The organism is Shewanella metallivivens, from assembly GCF_028750675.1.
GTDB classification, from domain to species: domain Bacteria; phylum Pseudomonadota; class Gammaproteobacteria; order Enterobacterales; family Shewanellaceae; genus Shewanella; species Shewanella metallivivens.
In genome coordinates, this window is the sequence record NZ_JAQQPZ010000013.1 from 199,038 (window position 1) to 217,549 (window position 18,512).

Genomic DNA, 18,512 nt, shown 5'->3' on the forward strand with positions numbered 1-18,512 from the left:
GTTTAGCCTCCTTGCAACTGATTAGATGGCGCGGCACGACCATTTGAGGTACTGCAAATGTTTAATTGTGCTAACCACTGTGGAGTCACAAATTGCTTGGGTTGACGCAAATCGCTTATTTTTAAATTACGAATAAGAGACTGACCATAATGGTCACCTCTGAGGGTAATATTAAGCACTTGCTTATCATGCGATAACGATACAAACACTCTGCTCCATATTGTAACAGGACACTGTTGCAAGCTTTTCACTAGCTGCTGCGCTTGTTCTGTGAGCAATTCATTATTGGTGTTTGAAAGTGAGTATAAAATCACATCCACTTGCTGTTCAGATTTAAGGGTAACCGTCTCAACACTCAATGGTAATACGGGGGTGGCTTCATTACGCTGTTGGTTAAACCACCAAAGGCCCGCTAACAATACCGATACCAATACTATTATCAGGATTGCTTGTTGTGGCCGTATCCATTGCCTCAGCCAGTTATTAGCGGTTTCTTTACGGGCGCGATGAGGCCTAAGCATATAGCCCTGGCCTTTAACGGTTTCAATTAGACTTTCATATTGCGGCCCAAGAAATGAACGCAAAGTAAAAATAGCTCTCGCTACTGAAGCAGAGCTTAAATGAGAATTGTCTTCGTGACCTGACTCTAACAAGGACTTAGCAACAACTTTACCTTGATACTCCACCAGCAAACTTAGCACGTGCAACTCTGCTCGAGGTAAATGCCACACAGCACCTGTGTCCTGGTTAATCAAATCTCCCTTGCCAATATCGAACCTACAATGGCCCAATTGCATTTTTGACCGCCTCAATATATGACTCAAATTACGACGGTTTAAGTGTATGCAAAAAATCTGATGAATTCTGTGATCCTGTTATCTAAGCGCTTTATTCCTTAACAAAAGTAAGTGTTTAATTTTACAATCTTATAAATGCGTGAAGATGATCACACGATTTCATAATATTAAAATGGCTGCACTCGCCAATAAATAAGCATAAATATCATAAATTAAGTGACTTACATCACACATTTGCGCCATTTAGCGCCCATTCGTCAGTAATTAACCCGTTCCATTAAGCCTAAAACGGCGATTTTTAATCGAACATTTTTATCTGCTTTGAATCACATCATTAATAACTCCATCGCTTATCGTTATTCCCAACAAGTTGCCAAGCATAGTTTGCTAACAACACGTTACTAACAACACCAAACTCCCAACATTAATGATTGGGATTGATAAAAAAACGATGAGTAAAAGGGTGATTATTATGAGCATAAACAGACGTCAAGCTTTGACACAAATTATTGGTATAAGCACTGCCGCTGCTGGGGCGACTTTATTAGGCACATCGGCTTTTGCAGCGACAGACGCTGACGGAAATTACCGTTTAGAATTAGGAGAAAAGCTAAAATACGCACCACTAGACGCCATGGCAACCGCTAAGCTTGCTTATGAAACTGGCGGTGGTTGTATGCACCAGGTATTCCACGCTATTGTCACTATGCTTGCGGCATCTGACAGTGCTGACGCCTCTAAATTTGCCACTATCCCTACCGCATTAGCGGGTTATGGTTGGGCAGGTGTTGTGGGCCAAGGTACTCTTTGCGGTAACTTAAATGCTGCTGGCATGTTAATTAATATCCTTGATGATATAAACGGCCAAAACAGTTCAATTATTGGTGCATCGTTCCGTTACTACGAAACTGAAGATCTTCCATTGTCTTCTGCTGAATTTGTTGCTGGTATTGGTTCAACAGACGAAAAATCACTTGAAGTCGGTGCAACTTCAATTGCCAACAGCCCATTATGCCACTCTTCTATCAGTAACTGGTCAGCGGCGTCAGGCAAAGAATTTGCGTTAAAAGGTGAACGCTGCAAACGTCTGTCTGCCAGCATGGCTTACTACATTGTTGAGTTACTTAACCGTGCTTATGCCGGTGAAGATATTTCACTTTTAGCCATCGCGAAACCATCAACAGAAGCACAAGCCTGTCAGTCTTGCCATGGCGTAAGTTCAACTATGGGGTCTGCAGCTAGCGTTAAAACCGATATGGAATGTACGACTTGTCATACAGGACATTTCAATTAAGGAGCGCATCATGAAGATCAAATATCTTAGCGCCATTTTAGCCAGTAGTTTGCTAATTTTTGGTTGTGGTAGTGACAACGATGATGAAGATATTATTGTCGATGATACACCGGTTGTCGTTGTGCCACCTGTGGTAGTCGATCCTGTGAGTGAAGCCGTTGATGTTAATGAAGCAACTGATATCTCAATGCAACTTGATTCATTTGACGCAGCAACTGGGGCATTAACATTCACATTAAGCAATGCTGATGGTAAAGCCATTACTAATGCCAGCGATTATGACATTGTGTATTTTGGTTATCCAGACCCAGCATCACCATCAACCAAGCCAAAAGCATGGAAACGCTGGCATGTCACTCAAAGTTTTCAGTGTGACCAAACAGACAGTGCCAATTGCGTAGGCGTATTAGAAGAAACCGATATCGAAGGTCAATATACCTTTAATGCTACCGACTTAGACCTAGAAAGCAAAGCCGCTGCTGGCGCTGTTGAAGTGTTTAAAGTGGCAGTACAAATTCATGGTTCTAATGCCAGCAATGAAATCACCCTGATTGCTGCTGATGAATGATGACTTCCCCCATCCGAGTAAGGGTTATAGCTAGTTCCCCCTTTACTCGGTAATGGCCTCAAGCCGCAGGGTCGATGCTGCGGCTTCTTTTTTAAATAGAATACTAATCCCACAAAAAAGGGCTTCATTCAATGAAGCCCTTTTCTCTTTACGTATACACCCAATCAACTAACGTAATTGCTGCATTAAATAGGCGTATACCATTGAGATAAGCTCTGCGGCTTGGGTATTGTCAGCTGCACCGGCATGGCCTCCTTCAATGTTTTCGTAGTACAATACGTCGATTCCCATATCTTCCATTTTAGCGACCATTTTACGAGCATGAGCGGGATGAACTCGGTCGTCACGGGTTGAAGTAGTAAAAAACACTTTAGGATATTTAACACCTTGTTTTAAATTATGATATGGCGAATAGGTTTTAATGTATTGCCATTCTTTTTCAATGTCGGGATTACCGTATTCCCCCATCCAGCTGGCACCCGCCAACAGCTTGTTATAACGCTTCATGTCGAGTAACGGCACCTGGCATACCACGGCGTTGTATAAATCTGGACGACGAGTAAACGCCGCGCCCATTAACAAACCACCGTTGCTGCCGCCTTGAATACCTAAATGCTGACTTGTGGTTATTTGACGGGCAATTAAGTCTTCGGCAATAGCTTCAAAATCTTCAAATGCTTTATGACGATTCTCTTTTAGCGCCGCCTGATGCCAGGCTGGGCCATACTCACCACCGCCACGAATGTTTGCCAACACATACACGCCGCCCTGTTCGAGCCAGTTTTTACCCACAGTGGCCGAGTATGACGGTAAACGCGATACTTCAAAACCACCATAGGCATACAATAGCGTGGGGTTACTGCCATCTAACTTAATATCTTTGGCCATGACCACAAAATAAGGCACTTTGGTGCCATCTTTAGACTGAGCAAAAAATTGTTTGGTTGTAAATTTATCAGCAGCAAACTGTTGTGGCATGCCTTTCACTTTTTCGGCTTTTAGCGTGGCACCATTAACACGATACAAGGTTGATGGTGCTAAAAAACTGGTGTAATCAACAAAAAATTCATCACTGTCGCGCTGAACATCAAACACACTTAAGGTGCCATTGGCGTCAAATGGGGCAGTGTCACTTTGCCATTGGCCTTTATCGTTTTGGGTATAGCGCACAAGTTTGCTTTTAACATCGTCTAACCAGGTAACAAATACTGCATTTTTACTGAAGTTAATTTGCGAAATAAAGGCCGTGGCAGTAGGCGATACAAATTCATTAAACTCAGGCTTTTGGGCGATTAATTTGTCTACTGGGGTAAACACCACAGCACCTTGTTTAAAGGTTGCTTTATCGGTCACTAACTCGCTTTTCAGCTCAATGTATAGCTGGCCTTTAAAGTAGCCTTTAATGTCTGCATCGGCTGGCAACGGCAACGCCACCAGCTTGTCGTTTTGATACACGTAATGCTTAGCCGTATAAAAAGTTAAACTCTCGGTAATAATATTCAGTGGTGTTTTATCATCAAAGATAACGTAGCCCGCAGTGGCGACAGAGGCTTTATCACCTGTAAAGATAGTCTTAGCTTCAGATAACGGTGTGCCGCGTTTCCATAGCTTGACTAGGCTTGGGTAACCCGAGTCAGTCATGCTGTTACCGTCGCCAAAGTCGGTGCCGATAAATACCGTATCTTTATCAATCCAACTCATTATCGATTTTGCTTCATCGACCATAAATGGCTTTTGCGCTTTATCAACAAAGCTTTTTGTGGTGAGGTCAAACTCACGTATTTCAGCAGCATCTGCACCACCCCGTGATAACGACACTAAGCAGCGTTCATTTTGTGGGTGTTGGCAGTTCATACCTTTATATACCCAATTAACGCCCTCGGCTTTACCTAGAGCATCAATGTCTAGCACGGTTTCCCATTTAGGCTCTGCTTTTGCATATTCTTCAAGTGTGGTGCGACGATAAATACCGCGAGTATGGGTTTCATCTTTCCAAAAATTGTAAAAATAGTCGCCTGTACGGCTGGCATAAGGGATCCGAGCCTTGTTGTTAAGAATATCAAGGCTATTGGCAACTAAGGTGTCAAAGCCTTCATAGCTTTTAATGTGGCTGGCAGACACCTCATTTTGCTGCTTTACCCATGTCATAGGCTTAGCGCCTTCAACGTCTTCTAACCAAATAAATTTATCTTCTTCTGCTTGAATAGATGTTGCCATTGTCATTGCACTCGCTATGCATAAAGTTATGATTCTTTTAAGCATTTAAATATCCTTTTTCGTGTTTGCTCATGTATTTTTATTATTGTGTGCTTACTTTATATCAATTAAGCAGATGTTCAATCCTTAAGCTGCTACAAACTGTTACAGGCCTTTGTAAGGGAAAATAATGCCAAATATCACGCCTAAAGAGGTATAATGATGTGGTGATTTTTCTTCTCTGTATCTTTACCATCAATACAAGCATCAATACGAGCATCATCATGGCTAAAACGGCAGCGGCATTACATATTTTAGTAAAACATCAAACTCAAGCTGAAGACATTATTAAGCAGCTCAACAAAGGGGCTAAGTTTGATGTATTAGCCAAAAAACACTCGAGTTGTCCTTCCGCTAAAAATGGTGGCAATTTGGGGGAGTTTAAAAAAGGCCAAATGGTACCGCAGTTCGATAAAGTCTGTTTTAACGGCGAACTCATTACCCCGCATTTGGTTAAAACCAAATTTGGCTGGCACGTAGTAAAAGTGCTTTATCGCACCTAAAATACCGTAGTATTTAAGCCCCGCAGATGACAGTGATCGTCAATTAAGGCCCACTGTCATGGACATTTAAGATCGGTATTATTGACGCAGTTTGATGTACAGCTCTCCATCACGAATTTGAATATCATCGACACCATCGGCAAAGGTATTCCAAAAGCCTCTATCGCCGAACTCACTCACCAAGTTGACGTTTTTCATATTGCCCAGCCACGCATTGGGGATCGGTACGCCCATTAAACTCACGCCCACGAGTGCCACAACAGGGCGACGATTAGCATCTAAACGAATATCCAATCCTGTATTGACCCGTAAAATTTCACCTGCCATAACCGGAAAGTCATGTGGTATAGGGATAAGCATAGTCGCACTGGCTAAGTTATTAGAGAAATCAATGGCCACGCGCTTGGCAAAATCTGGGTTGCGGCCAATCATCGCATTCACTTCTTTTTCACTAAAGGTCACTTGTCGCTCGGCGTCGTATTCGCGATAAGCTTGAGGTGTTAGCTCGCCATTGTCATTGATGGGGTTGTCATTGATGGAGTTGCGATGCTTAAGCGCATTGTTAGCATCGGTCGAATTGCTTGGTGCGCGAGCGCTCGAGTCAACCTGCCAACCAAGCTGGGTTAGCTTATGATCCAGCTGTTGTTCCTCTTTGGTATTTAAGGTCACCGGTGTCATTGCCGAGGGGAAAATATAAGTACGAATAACAAAAAATGTCAGGCCCGCAGTCACTAACATGGTCGCCAAAATGATCAGTAGTAACTTAACCGCTGAGGCACCCGTTTGTTGTTTGTACGACGCAGTTAAATTGATATGTGAAGCTCGCATAGCCTGCTCTTTAGTGATTTATTTTGTTCATGGTAATGCGCGTTAAGGCTAAACAGCAAATAAAAACCTAACGCCTACACGATTATCGCCCTCTATTCTAGTTAACATTTACGCAAAACTTGAGTTACAAACGAATTGAATTGTAATAAAGTTATAAGTCGAAAGTATGTAAATCAACCAAATGGGTTTGAGATAAATAAAGGATTATTTTAATGCAGTTACTCTCTCGCAGTACCTTTACACCATTCATGATTGGCACCAGCCTTTTACTCGCAGCTTGTGGCGGCGGAGGCTCCTCAGGTGGCGATGATATCGATATCGGCTCAACCGCACCGCAATGGGTTGAGGGGCAATTTGCTAGCTACTCAAGCCTGGCAAATCAATGCACAGCCTCTCTGACTCAAAAATTATGGTTACGCTCATGGAGCAACGATACTTACCTTTGGTATGACGAAATCATCGATCGAGATCCTGCACCATACAGTGTTGCGGAGTATTTTGATCTGCTCAAAACAGAAGAATTATCAGACACAGGTAACTTAAAAGATAACTTCCACTTTTCGATGTCGACTGAAGAATGGGACTTACTCAACGGCTCAGGTGCTTCAGTGGGTTATGGTATGACCTTAAGCTTACGCCAAGCGTCAACTGGCGTAAGCAGACAGGTCACCGTTGCTTATAATGAACCCAATACCCCTGCCAGTGATGCCGATGTCAGCCGAGGGGCAATCATTGTCTCGGTAGATGGTGTTGATGTGGCAACCGCCAATGATAGCGACAGCATTGACACCCTTAATGCCGGTTTATTTCCTAGCGAAAGCGGTAAGCAAACCGAGTTTGTCGTGCGTGATTTAAATGCCCAAACCGACCGTAGTGTCACCTTAACTGCCGGTACCGTAGTATCAACGCCTGTACAAAATACCAAAACCATTACGACCGACAGCGGCAAAGTGGGCTATTTACAATTTAACTCGCACATCGCCACAGCTGAAAAAGGTTTATATGATGCAATGACCACATTAAGCAATGCGCAAGTTGATGATTTAGTGATAGATATACGCTATAACGGCGGCGGATTATTAGCCATTGCCAGCCAATTAGCGTACATGGTAGCTGGCGACACGGCGACCAATAACCGTGTATTTGAACGCACCAGCTTTAACGACAAATACCCAACGATTGACCCAGTAACAGGGCAAACGTTAACACCAATGCCGTTTTACTCGGAATCTCTTGGGTTTAACACTTCATTACTCAGAGGCGGCGTATCATTACCCACATTAAACCTTAATCGAGTCTTTGTATTAACTACACCAGACACTTGCTCTGCCAGTGAAGCGTTAATGAATGCCCTGCGTGGTATTGACATTGAGGTCATTCAACTCGGTGATACCACCTGTGGTAAACCTTACGGTTTTTACCCTACTGACAATTGCGACACAACCTACTTTACCATTCAATTTAAAGGAGTAAATGACAAAGGCTTTGGTGAGTATTCAGATGGGTTTGTCCCATCAACGAACCCAACTGTCGACAGTGAAGTGCCAGGTTGTATGCTAGACGATGACCTGACTCATGCTTTAGGTGATAGTGATGAAACACTGTTAAGTGCGGCGCTGTATTACCGTGACAACAATAGCTGTCCGGCAACCGCAACGGCGATAGCCCGTGCACCCGCCAAAAACACCTTTATTGACCCAGGCTTTATGTTACAAGACACCCGCAATCAAAATGTGCTGATTAATAACCGTATTTTAACGCCGCAGGCTATGGAGCAATAATGCGTAAACCACTCATAGGGCTCATTGGCATGGTACTCATAACGGGTTGTGTCGCGACAGCAAGCGAGGAGCCCTCTTTGCCACAAGCTGCAACGCTAACTAACCCAAGTGTGCAGACCCACGCCGAGTTACAACAAGCAATAGCAAGCTTGTTGGGTGCCAGTAGTGTAGTGATTAGCGACAATGCCTTTACGCAATACAGCCAGGAAGTGATTGAGCGCGCACCGCACAAAGATGCCAACGGGTTATTGATCATGGGCCGCAGCACTGACATACCTGACGCGGTTCAGTTATTAAAACAAGGTGATAGCTGCCTATTGCAACATGTGCAAAGCGGTAAAACGGCAACATTATCGCTAGTACGTTGTAAGCTTGAAGACACGCAATAGCAGCACATTGAGTGTTTGATTTAAGCTAATACAATAAGGCCAGAACATATTAACCATATGCTCTGGCCTTTTTATTATGCGTTAATTCATTTCACTGAACTGTACTTCACTAAACTGTTCACTCACGACAGCGTAATACTATTCCATCGTTCATTCGCCACCGAACACAACAATGAAACCACTTCGCCGGATTATATAACCAAACGAATAATACTAAGAACATCCCGCATTAGAGAGCTTGCCCTCAACAGCCTAAAACGTGATAAAATCTCGCCCTACTCACTTTAACCAAACAAGGTCATGCAATGAATCCGATTATTGCCATCTTAAAAGAACACCAGGTCACTGACGCTCAAATTACCGAGCTTTTCCAGGCATTAACTGAAAATCCATTTGCTGCAATGGCAACCATTGGCCAATTAGGTATTCCACCAGAAAAGCTGCAACAGTTGATGGCCCTTGTGATGCAAAACCCAGCATTAATCAAAGAAGCCGTGGTTGAGCTGGGCTTAGATTTCTCGAAAGTTGAAGCAGCAAAAGCGCAATTGCAGCAGTAAGAGTTACGAAAGCTAATAGTTTATTTCAGTTAAAAAAAACGACCTGTGTCTTACGACACAGGTCGTTTTTTCGCATTTGCCCTAAACAACCTTGCCTCTCAAACCAAAAGCTTAACTAATACTTACAAGTGGGTTACAATAATTTTACATTAAAATACTGTACATGGATGTTTTAGAATGGATTTGTTTCGCACTATAACCTTATTAAGTTTAACTTTTATATTTCTCGTCCCAACAAAAGCGTCAGAGTTAGTGAATGACCCTTTGTATCCGGATCAATGGTATTTAAATGGAAGTGAAGGTCCTAATGGCGGTTCCTTTGGCATTGGATTTAATCATTATTTAGAGTCAAGAATAACTGCTACTGACGAAAATATTACCTTCATTATTGGTCAAGGAATAAAGTTTGATCACGAAGATATTAAAAGCTCTATGTGGGTTAATCCTGATGAAATTATAAATAACAATATAGATGATGATTTAAATGGTTATATTGATGATATCCATGGTGTGAATATCACTAAAAAAAATGGTGACATTTCTGACTATTATGGCTTAGGTACAGAAATGGCTTCACTTATATCTGCAGAGTATGATAATTATACAGGAATAGCTGGGATAAGTAATGTTGCCAAAGTTGCTTCTTGTATATTTGCTGATGAAAATGGCGGTACTATAGAAAACTTTGATAAATGTGTAGATTACATCATATACCTTAAAGAGGTAAAACAACAAAAGATATCCTCTGTTGTATTAACTTTTGGGATAAACTTATTTGAACAGTACGATGCAATAGCAAAAGTAAAACCTGTATTTGAAAAATTAAATGATGCTGAAATATTAGTAATATCACCAATGAGAGGTGAGATTGATCAATATTTTTTTGCGGCAAACTTGGATCTAGGCTTGGATTTCCCGGGAGCCTATTTATTACCAAATGTAATTACCATTTCAGGAAGAGGAACAAACGGTAATTATTATGGGTACGGGGCTAACAGTATTAGTACAACTGCACCAGCTAATTATTTATTAACAGCGAGTATTAATAAAAAACACGAAAAAAGTGAACAGTTTGATTTTTTATTTGATCAAAATGATATACCAACATCGCAATTAAACAATGTATCTATATCTACTGAAAAATACTATACAGGAAATAGCTCTTGGGAAGTTTATTCTGGAGATATCGATTCCTTTATTGAGCTTCCACCTATAAACCTAGAACAATATCAAGGCAAAGAAATTTTATTCTCATTTTACACACTTAACTTATCAGAACGTTGGATAAATTTAGACTATTATGATGAGTCAATTTCAAGTTGGTTACCAATGGGGTCATTTTTTATGCCAAGTAAGCAGTGGCAATCAATAAGTAGTATTGTTTCAGTACATGAAGACATTGGTGAGAAACTTAAAACGCTAAAATTAAGGTTAGGTTATCCGGCTGGAATTGTTAATGATACTTATCATGCTACTACTGCTTATATTGATGAAATAACAATTTCAGATCCAAATTTAAGCACAGAAAGTGATGGATATCGTTATGCTTCAGGAACTGCGTTAGCTGCGGCTCAAGTTGCGGGAGCAATATCACTCTTAAACTCAATAAATGATTTAGCCCCTTGGGAAGTGAGAAATTTAATCATTTCTTCTGGTGAACTAGTCAACGAAGATCTATCTATCCCAAGTCACCAAAGAACAATATCAAATAAAATATTGCAAATTTACGGAAGTAACGAAAATGGTTTACTTAACTGTAAAGATCAGTATATACATAAACGTATATACCCTACTACAGAACGATGGATAGCTAGAGCTATTGGTGATGAACTAATAATAAAAGGTATTCATATAAATTGTAATAAAAGTAATGGACCTTTGACTATAATAGATGAGTTTAATAATAAATCATATAAATCTGTAGATAATGGAGTTTATCCGGATCTTATTAGCGATGATGGTTATAACATTACTAAGTTAAGCTTTGACGAGGTTGGAGTCCATAATTTAAAAATTGACACTGATAACGATCTCAAAGTACTTGCTTTACAAAAGTACCACCCCCCAAAAAAGGTTCCACTTATCACTAAGGATGATAGGTACTCAACAAGAATAGATAAAACACCATTTCATATTAATATTGGAGGTGTAAAAACATCAACTTGCTTATTAAATAATATGGAAGTTGGTAACCTAATGTTATCCAGTCAGTACTATGAAGATGAATTCATTTTTGATAGCCCAAAATGTGCCCCAGAATTTGATAGCCAACTAATAAATGATATTAACAATAGACCTTCTCAAGTTGTTCAGAAGCCTAAATCACATAAAAACATAAAAACAACAGCATTTACTGAAAGTAGTGATGACATAAAAAACTCAACCACTGAGGTTGAGAGTAAAACATACTTCAATAATATATCGGATATATCTGAAGATAATATTTATATATATACTCACCAAAAGAACACAACCTATAGTGAAGAATTATTACTATTTAGCTCTGAATATAGAATACTTGGTGAAGAAGGTGAACGAACATACATTGTTAAAATAAAAAATAATGAAACCACATTAGAAGAATTTACTGCCGATATTCAAGCTATATTTTTCGAAAAGAACTCTACTATAGTTCTTAGCTATTCAAATGTTTCAAAAAACCTTTATTCTTTAATAGAAAACCGCGGGATAAGAATAGGGAAAGACTATAACCAGTTCATATCAGGAGACTTTGAAAATGAAGTTTCTTACATCTTCAAAGTAAACGATGGTGTTAATAGTCCTCCTGAGCAAGTACAGTTTGACGTTGACATTGCTGATGAAAAAATAGAACTGAATAATTTATTTAATGACATTGACAATGACACTCTATTTTTTATAGACAATACTAATAATGATAATTTTAAAATTGATCGCCTTGGTACAATGTCACTAACCAACAATGCATTGTCAGAAAGCAGTTACATTATCAATGTTGAGGTGTCAGATGGTGAAGAGTCAATTAATGCTTATATAACCATCAATAACAAGTCAAAAACAAACATACCACCAAAATTAAAAACTAATACTTTTGAAATTTATACTAGCGAACAATTCAACATAAATCTATATGACTATATAGAGAACGTTGAAGATGAAGTAGTAGTAATAAACCCTATCAACCTACCCCCAAAGATTACAATTTCATCTGGAGTGTTATCAGGTACATTATTTAAGGATGACAAACCATTAGATAACATTGTAACAATATCTATTACAGATGAAGTAAATATAGTTACGGAGTTATTATACTTTAATTTAATATACAAAAACCATTTACCACAAGTGAAAAGTGATATAAGCAATATAACCTTAGTAGAAAACACTTCATTAACACTATACTTATCAAGCTACTTTGATGATATAGATAACGACGAACTCCAATTTACGACTTCATCATCAGCCGCCTCTATCATAACAAGTTCTTCGGGGGAAGTAGTAATGAATATTAAATCAAATATTATCGGGAATCATAACATTGATATTAGTATAGATGATTCCAATGGAGGGGTTATACAATACAGTATTTCATTAACAATAATAGAAAATTCTACTACTCCAACGGAACCTGTAGAAGTTGATAGTGATAAAAAAAGTGGTGGCGGAAGTTTGAGCCACTACTTATTAATGTTATTACTAATTATATCTATTGCTAGAAATAAAAAACATTCAGCTTTATTATTAAATAACATATCAATAATTAAATAAAACTAACAATATCAAGAGGTATTGTTAGTTTTAGCCAAAGTAACCTATAACGCTAGAATCACTCGCCTTCAAAAGCCGTTAGCCAGGTTTTAAGTAATTGGTTTAATGCTGGCACCTCGCTGGTAGATAAACTGGCAACGAGTTTGTGCTGCACTAATACATGTTGCTCTATCATTGCATCAATCACTGTAAGCCCTTTGTTGGTTAACCCTACTGATACGCTACGGCGGTCTTCTGTGCTATGGGTACGTACAATTAACTGCTTAGCTTCAAGCTTATCTAAGCGATGGGTCATGGCGCCCGAGGTGAGCATCATTGACGACAGTAATATCGAAGGCGTTAAGATATATGGCTCTCCATTTCGTCTTAACGTGGCTAATACATCAAACTCGCCCATGGTTAAGCCAAATTGCTTATGACAAGCCGATATTTCGGCCTCTAGGTGTTTGTGTAAACGTAAAAAGCGCCCCAGCAATGCCATAGGCACGGTATCTAAATGGGGCTTTTCTGTCGCCCATTGCGCAACCACTTTATCGACATCTTCCATGTTCACTCTCACTTTTACTTTCAATACAAAAAATCTTAACATTAAGATACTTGATAAGAAGCGACTTTACAAAAACAACCTATCAGTCCACACTGTCAACTATCTTTACGTGAAGATAAATTAACACCAAGGTATTGATGAACATTTTACTTGCCATGATCCCCGCCTTTTTTTGGGGGACGACATACGCTGTAACCCAATATACATTGGCAGACTGGCCACCATTATTGCTCAGTGCATTACGCGCATTGCCTGCGGGATTAATATTATTGGCAATAAAACCCAGTCGCCCAGCATCTGCAGACTGGCCTATTTTATTTAAGCTTGGTGCGATTAATATTGCGGTATTTTTCTGTTTGATATTTGTAATGGCGCTGACGCTACCTTCAGCAATATCTGGAGTGGGTATGATATCTGTGCCCGTGTTTGCGATGCTATTTCATTGGGTTATGAACAAAAAGCGTCCTAATGCCTTACAAGCTTGTTGTGGTGCAGTATTAGTCATGCTTGCGTGGATGTTGTTTGACCCAAGTTCAATAACCCTAAATCCAGTCGGACTCATTGCGATGCTTGCCGCCATAAGCTGTATTATTGTTGGCAGCACCATTACCAAAGCGCTTGGCTCACGGATTCATTGGTGGACCATCTTAACCTGGCAACTGATTATTGGCGGGGTGCTGCTTAGTATTGTTTCTGGTGTGCAAGCACTTTTGACACCAGAACCCTATACCAATGTGATGAATGAATTTAGTTGGGATAATACTGTCGGTATTATTTGGATTCTTTTGCTCAATACCGTGCTGGGTTACAGCATGTACGTGTGGTTATTACAGCGAATGTCGGTGGTCGATTTTACCTTTGGCAGTATCGCTAATCCCATCGCAGGTATCGCCTGTGGCGCAATATTATTAAGCGAGACTTACACAACACCGCAATACTTATTGATGGCAGGAATGATATTGGCCTCTATCGCACCGACATTACTTAATGCGCTACTGACAAAGTTACGTCACTCTGCATTGATAAAATAATTATACACGTTGAAATAAAAGGATAAGCAAAGGCTTATCCTTTTGTTTACTCAAATTCGACTTAAATCAACGGCACTTTATAAGGCATTGTACCTAAATAGTCTTTTTTACCAACATCGACACCGTTATGACGCAATATTGCGTAGGCCGTAGTGATGTGAAAATAGAAATTCGGGATCGCATGTTCAATGGCAAATTCATAGCCAGTGAGGTACTTACTTCCCCAACGCGGTTGCGACACGTGTACCTTTTCAGCATGACCAAAGTCCGCCTCACTAAACCCCTCAAGATAGTTCAGCACAGATGTAATGCGTTGGCGTAACTCCTCTAGTGTGGTTTCACTATCATCATGCGTTGGCACTGAATCCATATGCCCAGTTAAACGCGCCACCCCGATTTTGGCTGTGTCACAAACAATTTGCACCTGGCGAATAAGATTAAATTGATCGGGTGCTAAGCGAGAGTTCAACAACACTGCCATATCCACTCTTTTAAGCGCGGCAAAAGCTTCTGCTTTATCAAGAATATGGTTTAAATTATTCAGCATCTTGCTGAATTGCACGACAGTCAGATCGTATAGCATGACAAATCCCTCCATTGGGGGTGCAAGCTGTAACGCGTTAGCAATACCACATTAGATTGCAACCAAATCAAATACATTTTTAGCCTGTATTAACCACAATAATCCCAGTCATCATCCAACACAATAACCGATTCAAATAACTCATCAATACAGTTATTATATTACTGACAGAACAACATAATTAGGAGCAGTATCGCCATGGAAAGAGGCACATTAGTTCGTTGGAACGATGAAAAAGGCTTTGGGTTTATTAAACCTGAAACCAGTAATGATCAAGATGTGTTTATCCATATCTCTGCGTTAAAGCACATGGCCAGGAAGCCCAAGGTTGGCGATGAGATTGTATTCCATCGAGAAAACCAACCTGACGGAAAAATCAGAGCCATAAAAGCCAGCATTGAAGGCGTTGCTGTTATTGCTAACCGTCAACACTCATCAACCAATAACACCGCACGAATCACACATAGACCCAGCGAAAGATATCATAATCATCGCACCAGCAGCCCAATACTCGGCCGTTTACTCATGTTGATCATCTTGCTTGGTGTTGGGATTTTCGGCTATAAGCAATATGAAAAAATGACAGCAGTCCCTGTGTTAACCAATGCTGATATTGACCAAATGCAATGGCAACCTTCAGTGCCAAATCCAAGCGCTAAAAACCTGCAACCACAATTTAGATGTGAAACCGGTAAAATACACTGCAGCCAAATGCGCTCATATGCCGAAGCAACCTTTTATAACCGTAACTGTCCAGGTACCAAAATGGATGGTGATCATGACGGCATCCCATGCGAACAGCAGTTCAATAAATAATTATTATATAATGAACTCATAGAAGGCAGATTCAGATTTAACAGCCGCTTGCTCTAAACTCTTGGTATAAGTTGTTCTATTCTTGATCTAAGGCTTTAGGTTCTCACTAGCCTTTACCTATTTTACACTGGTGGCTATCGCTGTTTTGTTACTTGCTTACGATACTGGCTTGGAGTCATCTGTTTGCAGCGTTTAAAGCTGTGGCTAAAATTAGCCCCATTGCTGTAACCAAGCCTTTCAGCGATTTCATCCAGATGCATTGGCGTTAATAATAATGCCTCAGCAATGCCGACGCGCACATCGTCTCGCACCTGGCGCCAACTGGTTTGTTCCTGCTTAAGTTGTCGATGCAAAGTGCGAGTAGTTCGGGCTAAATGGGCGGCAATGTCTTCCATTGATGCTGTTAAACCTAAATGCACTAGGGTGTCTTTTACCAATTTGGCGACGGGTTTCCAGTTTTGTTTTTGCTGTAATAATTGGCTGCATTGCGCTTCACACAGTCTGGCTGTGGCTTCATTAGCTTTGGTTAATGGCAAATCGAGCAGAGGCGCTAAATGAGCAAAGCCATTGTAATTAGCATTAAATCGAATATTAACCCCAAGGGTTTGCTCAATATCCGCTATTGATAAATTCGCGGGTGGGGATGCAGTAAACTGCAGTGTTATCGGTAAATCTTTATGTTCAAAAACCTCGCGCTGGATTATCGCCGCGCCAACCATGTCTCTTACCAACACCAGTTCACCCAACTCGCCCGGCACGTCACATGAAAACGTGAGCGCCGTATCATCATTAAGCTGGTTTAAGGAGATTTGCGAAAACACATAGGTTAAATCTAAATAACGTAAGCCCAATTCAATGGCTTTTCTGGCGGTGCTGCTGGCTAAAAGAGCGTAACCCATAATGCCATAACTGGTTAAATGGTATCGACTGCCTAAGGCTACGCCAACGGTAAAGGCTGACGATGTGTGCTGCATCAGGTTATTTAACACCTGTAATTCTTGCGTATCTTCAACCAGTTGGTCGTGATCGTTTAATTGCGCACCCGTCAGCCCTGAGCCCTTAAGTAACAGGCTCTCTTCAATACCCTGCTCAATACCGTAGGCCACAATAATTTGCACACTGGTAATGCTGCGAAATGTCATACGTTACGATCACGATGTCTTAAAATCACAAATATACGTCCATTTAAACCGTAGATCAATTAAGTGCAATTTCCTATGCTGGATAAACAGAAACAATTTATTAACCCTGTTTGCATGCACATATAGAGAGATAAGCATGCAGAATAATAATAAAAATCGTGATAATGACAATAATTGAGGCCCTATGACTCAAACAAAACGCAACCCGTCGGTGGTGATTATTGGCGCAGGTATGACAGGCATTTTAATGACCATTAAACTGCGCCAAGCAGGCATTACCGACATTGTTGTCCTAGAGAAAAAAGAGTCTGTTGGCGGTACCTGGCGAGAAAACACCTACCCAGGTGCGGCTTGCGATGTACCCGCGCACATGTATACCTACTCGTTTGAGCCTAACCCAAACTGGAGCCGTTTTTTTGCCCGCGGGCCAGAGATAAAACAATACTTTGAGCACGTGGTCAATAAATACGATGTCGCGCGTGATATACGCTTTAATGAAGCGGTAACCGATGCCCACTATACCGATGGAAAATGGACTGTTAAAACAAACAAAGGACAAACTTATATTGCTGATTTTATAGTGTGTGCCACTGGCATTTTACACCATCCGCAATTTCCCAATATTGCTGGACTAGGCGATTTTAAAGGCGCTAAATTTCATACCGCGCAATGGGATCATAGTGTCGAGATAACAGCCAATACGCGTGTAGGGGTCATTGGTACGGGCTCTACTGCGGCGCAAGCAATACCAGAACTCATTAAAACAGGTGCTCAGGTTTCGGTTTTTCAGCGCACACCACAATGGCTTATGCACCTGCCAGACTTTACCTTTTCAAAAACCAGCAGAAAGTTAATGACGCGTTTTCCCATCATCACTAAATTTCACCGCAATACAGGCAAGTTCTTTCTAGAACACTTTTTTACCAAAGCCGTGACAGGCCAGTTTATTCAAAAGCATCTGTTGAGCTTTTTATGTAAGGCCAATCTGCGATTAAGCATTAAAGACAAAGCCTTACGAGAAAAGCTTCGCCCTCATTATCAAGTCGGCTGCAAACGGGTCATTATCAACAGCACATTTTATAAAGGCATTCAAAAACCCAACGCACATCTGATCACCGAAGGCATTGAGCGCATTACCGAAACGGGCATTATCACTAAAGATGGCAACCACCACGAACTGGACGTGTTAGTGTTATCGACCGGATTTAATGCATTTAACTTTATGCGCCCAATGAATTTAGTCGGCCGCAATAATGTACATATCGATAAAGCCTGGGCGCATAAAATTAAAGCCTACCGCTCAATGCTGCTTAGCGATTATCCAAACTTCTTTTTAATGCTTGGCCCCAATACTCCCATTGGCAACTTTTCGGTTATCGCCATGAGTGAAGTACAAACAGATTACGTGATCAAATTAATTGATAAATGGCGAGATCGTGAATTTGATGAGTTTGAAGCCAAACAACAAGCCATTGACGACTTTACGGCTTATGTCAAAGAGGGCTTAAAAGGTACCAGCTGGGTTGGGGGATGCCAAAGTTGGTATTTAGATGCCGATGGCGACCCAATTTTATGGCCATACACCTGGCAGCGTTGGGTTGATGAAATGAAAGATCCACAGATGGAACATATCAATACCACCACGTTTTAATTAACTTGCGTAAGGCTACCGA

The 18,512-nt window shown here is 40.7% G+C and carries 16 protein-coding genes; 10 read left to right on the plus strand and 6 right to left on the minus strand.

Going from position 1 to position 18,512, the window contains the following annotated elements:
* Window positions 1-2: 2 nt before the first annotated feature.
* Window positions 3-797 carry a winged helix-turn-helix domain-containing protein gene (locus tag PQR79_RS13620; protein WP_238106335.1) on the minus strand — a complete coding sequence of 265 codons (795 nt, stop codon included), beginning with the start codon at window positions 795-797 and terminating at the stop codon, window positions 3-5.
* 472 nt (window positions 798-1,269) lie between these two features.
* Between PQR79_RS13620 and PQR79_RS13625 the strand changes: the two genes are divergently transcribed.
* Together PQR79_RS13625 and PQR79_RS13630 are read left to right on the plus strand one after the other, a co-directional pair.
* Window positions 1,270-2,091, plus strand: coding sequence for a cytochrome c3 family protein (locus PQR79_RS13625; RefSeq protein ID WP_238106366.1), 822 nt, complete (start codon window positions 1,270-1,272; stop codon window positions 2,089-2,091).
* Window positions 2,092-2,101: 10 nt separating this feature from the next.
* Complete coding sequence (locus tag PQR79_RS13630; RefSeq protein ID WP_238106334.1) at window positions 2,102-2,659, plus strand: hypothetical protein; 558 nt, start codon at window positions 2,102-2,104, stop codon at window positions 2,657-2,659.
* Window positions 2,660-2,827: 168 nt separating this feature from the next.
* Here the strand turns inward: PQR79_RS13630 and PQR79_RS13635 are convergent, their stop codons facing one another.
* On the minus strand, window positions 2,828-4,921 hold the full coding sequence (locus tag PQR79_RS13635; RefSeq protein WP_238106333.1) for a prolyl oligopeptidase family serine peptidase: 2,094 nt from the start codon (window positions 4,919-4,921) through the stop codon (window positions 2,828-2,830).
* Between the two features lie 200 nt (window positions 4,922-5,121).
* Here PQR79_RS13635 and PQR79_RS13640 point away from each other — a divergent pair, with 200 nt between their 5' ends.
* Window positions 5,122-5,418 (plus strand): peptidylprolyl isomerase, encoded by a 297-nt coding sequence (locus PQR79_RS13640; protein ID WP_274408591.1) that lies wholly within the window; start codon window positions 5,122-5,124, stop codon window positions 5,416-5,418.
* 78 nt (window positions 5,419-5,496) lie between these two features.
* Here PQR79_RS13640 and PQR79_RS13645 read toward each other — a convergent pair whose 3' ends face one another.
* Complete coding sequence (locus tag PQR79_RS13645; RefSeq protein ID WP_238106331.1) at window positions 5,497-6,246, minus strand: arginine N-succinyltransferase; 750 nt, start codon at window positions 6,244-6,246, stop codon at window positions 5,497-5,499.
* Window positions 6,247-6,458: 212 nt separating this feature from the next.
* Here PQR79_RS13645 and PQR79_RS13650 point away from each other — a divergent pair, with 212 nt between their 5' ends.
* The 4 genes from PQR79_RS13650 to PQR79_RS13665 all read left to right on the plus strand — a co-directional run bounded on the left by PQR79_RS13650 (window position 6,459) and on the right by PQR79_RS13665 (window position 12,720).
* The gene (locus PQR79_RS13650; RefSeq protein WP_238106330.1) at window positions 6,459-8,027 is read left to right on the plus strand and encodes a S41 family peptidase; all 1,569 of its coding nucleotides are present in this window, start codon (window positions 6,459-6,461) and stop codon (window positions 8,025-8,027) included.
* Entirely contained in the window at window positions 8,027-8,416 is a 390-nt protein-coding gene (locus PQR79_RS13655; protein ID WP_238106329.1) for a hypothetical protein, read from the plus strand. The genes PQR79_RS13650 and PQR79_RS13655 overlap by 1 nt, the downstream gene beginning before the upstream one ends.
* Before the next feature lie 305 nt (window positions 8,417-8,721).
* The gene (locus tag PQR79_RS13660) at window positions 8,722-8,973 is read left to right on the plus strand and encodes a DUF2999 family protein (RefSeq protein ID WP_188922271.1); all 252 of its coding nucleotides are present in this window, start codon (window positions 8,722-8,724) and stop codon (window positions 8,971-8,973) included.
* Between the two features lie 177 nt (window positions 8,974-9,150).
* A complete protein-coding gene (locus tag PQR79_RS13665) occupies window positions 9,151-12,720 on the plus strand; it encodes a S8 family serine peptidase (RefSeq protein ID WP_238106328.1) in 3,570 nt (1,189 codons plus the stop codon).
* 58 nt (window positions 12,721-12,778) lie between these two features.
* Here PQR79_RS13665 and PQR79_RS13670 read toward each other — a convergent pair whose 3' ends face one another.
* Window positions 12,779-13,267 (minus strand): MarR family winged helix-turn-helix transcriptional regulator, encoded by a 489-nt coding sequence (locus PQR79_RS13670; protein ID WP_238106327.1) that lies wholly within the window; start codon window positions 13,265-13,267, stop codon window positions 12,779-12,781.
* 137 nt (window positions 13,268-13,404) lie between these two features.
* Between PQR79_RS13670 and PQR79_RS13675 the strand changes: the two genes are divergently transcribed.
* Window positions 13,405-14,298 carry a DMT family transporter gene (locus tag PQR79_RS13675; protein ID WP_238106326.1) on the plus strand — a complete coding sequence of 298 codons (894 nt, stop codon included), beginning with the start codon at window positions 13,405-13,407 and terminating at the stop codon, window positions 14,296-14,298.
* 61 nt (window positions 14,299-14,359) lie between these two features.
* On the opposite strand, the gene PQR79_RS13680 is transcribed toward PQR79_RS13675, so the two are convergent.
* Entirely contained in the window at window positions 14,360-14,881 is a 522-nt protein-coding gene (locus tag PQR79_RS13680) for a DUF1993 domain-containing protein (RefSeq protein ID WP_238106325.1), read from the minus strand.
* Between the two features lie 198 nt (window positions 14,882-15,079).
* On the opposite strand from PQR79_RS13680, the gene PQR79_RS13685 reads away from it, so the two are divergent.
* A complete protein-coding gene (locus PQR79_RS13685; RefSeq protein ID WP_238106324.1) occupies window positions 15,080-15,697 on the plus strand; it encodes an excalibur calcium-binding domain-containing protein in 618 nt (205 codons plus the stop codon).
* Between the two features lie 134 nt (window positions 15,698-15,831).
* Here the strand turns inward: PQR79_RS13685 and PQR79_RS13690 are convergent, their stop codons facing one another.
* Window positions 15,832-16,839, minus strand: a complete 1,008-nt coding sequence (locus PQR79_RS13690) for an AraC family transcriptional regulator (RefSeq protein ID WP_238106323.1) — start codon at window positions 16,837-16,839, stop codon at window positions 15,832-15,834.
* A 184-nt stretch (window positions 16,840-17,023) separates the two neighbouring features.
* Between PQR79_RS13690 and PQR79_RS13695 the strand changes: the two genes are divergently transcribed.
* The gene (locus PQR79_RS13695) at window positions 17,024-18,490 is read left to right on the plus strand and encodes a flavin-containing monooxygenase (protein WP_238106322.1); all 1,467 of its coding nucleotides are present in this window, start codon (window positions 17,024-17,026) and stop codon (window positions 18,488-18,490) included.
* The last annotated feature ends 22 nt before the right edge of the window (window positions 18,491-18,512 follow it).

Excerpts from the sequence above, each read along its gene's own strand:
- PQR79_RS13620 (WP_238106335.1), bottom strand. The coding sequence starts at position 797 with ATGCAATTGGGCCATTGTAGGTTCGATATTGGCAAGGGAGATTTGATT.
- PQR79_RS13625 (WP_238106366.1), top strand. The coding sequence starts at position 1,270 with ATGAGCATAAACAGACGTCAAGCTTTGACACAAATTATTGGTATAAGC.
- PQR79_RS13630 (WP_238106334.1), top strand. The coding sequence starts at position 2,102 with ATGAAGATCAAATATCTTAGCGCCATTTTAGCCAGTAGTTTGCTAATT.
- PQR79_RS13635 (WP_238106333.1), bottom strand. The coding sequence starts at position 4,921 with ATGCTTAAAAGAATCATAACTTTATGCATAGCGAGTGCAATGACAATG.
- PQR79_RS13645 (WP_238106331.1), bottom strand. The coding sequence starts at position 6,246 with ATGCGAGCTTCACATATCAATTTAACTGCGTCGTACAAACAACAAACG.
- PQR79_RS13650 (WP_238106330.1), top strand. The coding sequence starts at position 6,459 with ATGCAGTTACTCTCTCGCAGTACCTTTACACCATTCATGATTGGCACC.
- PQR79_RS13655 (WP_238106329.1), top strand. The coding sequence starts at position 8,027 with ATGCGTAAACCACTCATAGGGCTCATTGGCATGGTACTCATAACGGGT.
- PQR79_RS13660 (WP_188922271.1), top strand. The coding sequence starts at position 8,722 with ATGAATCCGATTATTGCCATCTTAAAAGAACACCAGGTCACTGACGCT.
- PQR79_RS13665 (WP_238106328.1), top strand. The coding sequence starts at position 9,151 with ATGGATTTGTTTCGCACTATAACCTTATTAAGTTTAACTTTTATATTT.
- PQR79_RS13670 (WP_238106327.1), bottom strand. The coding sequence starts at position 13,267 with ATGGAAGATGTCGATAAAGTGGTTGCGCAATGGGCGACAGAAAAGCCC.
- PQR79_RS13675 (WP_238106326.1), top strand. The coding sequence starts at position 13,405 with ATGAACATTTTACTTGCCATGATCCCCGCCTTTTTTTGGGGGACGACA.
- PQR79_RS13680 (WP_238106325.1), bottom strand. The coding sequence starts at position 14,881 with ATGCTATACGATCTGACTGTCGTGCAATTCAGCAAGATGCTGAATAAT.
- PQR79_RS13685 (WP_238106324.1), top strand. The coding sequence starts at position 15,080 with ATGGAAAGAGGCACATTAGTTCGTTGGAACGATGAAAAAGGCTTTGGG.
- PQR79_RS13690 (WP_238106323.1), bottom strand. The coding sequence starts at position 16,839 with ATGACATTTCGCAGCATTACCAGTGTGCAAATTATTGTGGCCTACGGT.
- PQR79_RS13695 (WP_238106322.1), top strand. The coding sequence starts at position 17,024 with ATGACTCAAACAAAACGCAACCCGTCGGTGGTGATTATTGGCGCAGGT.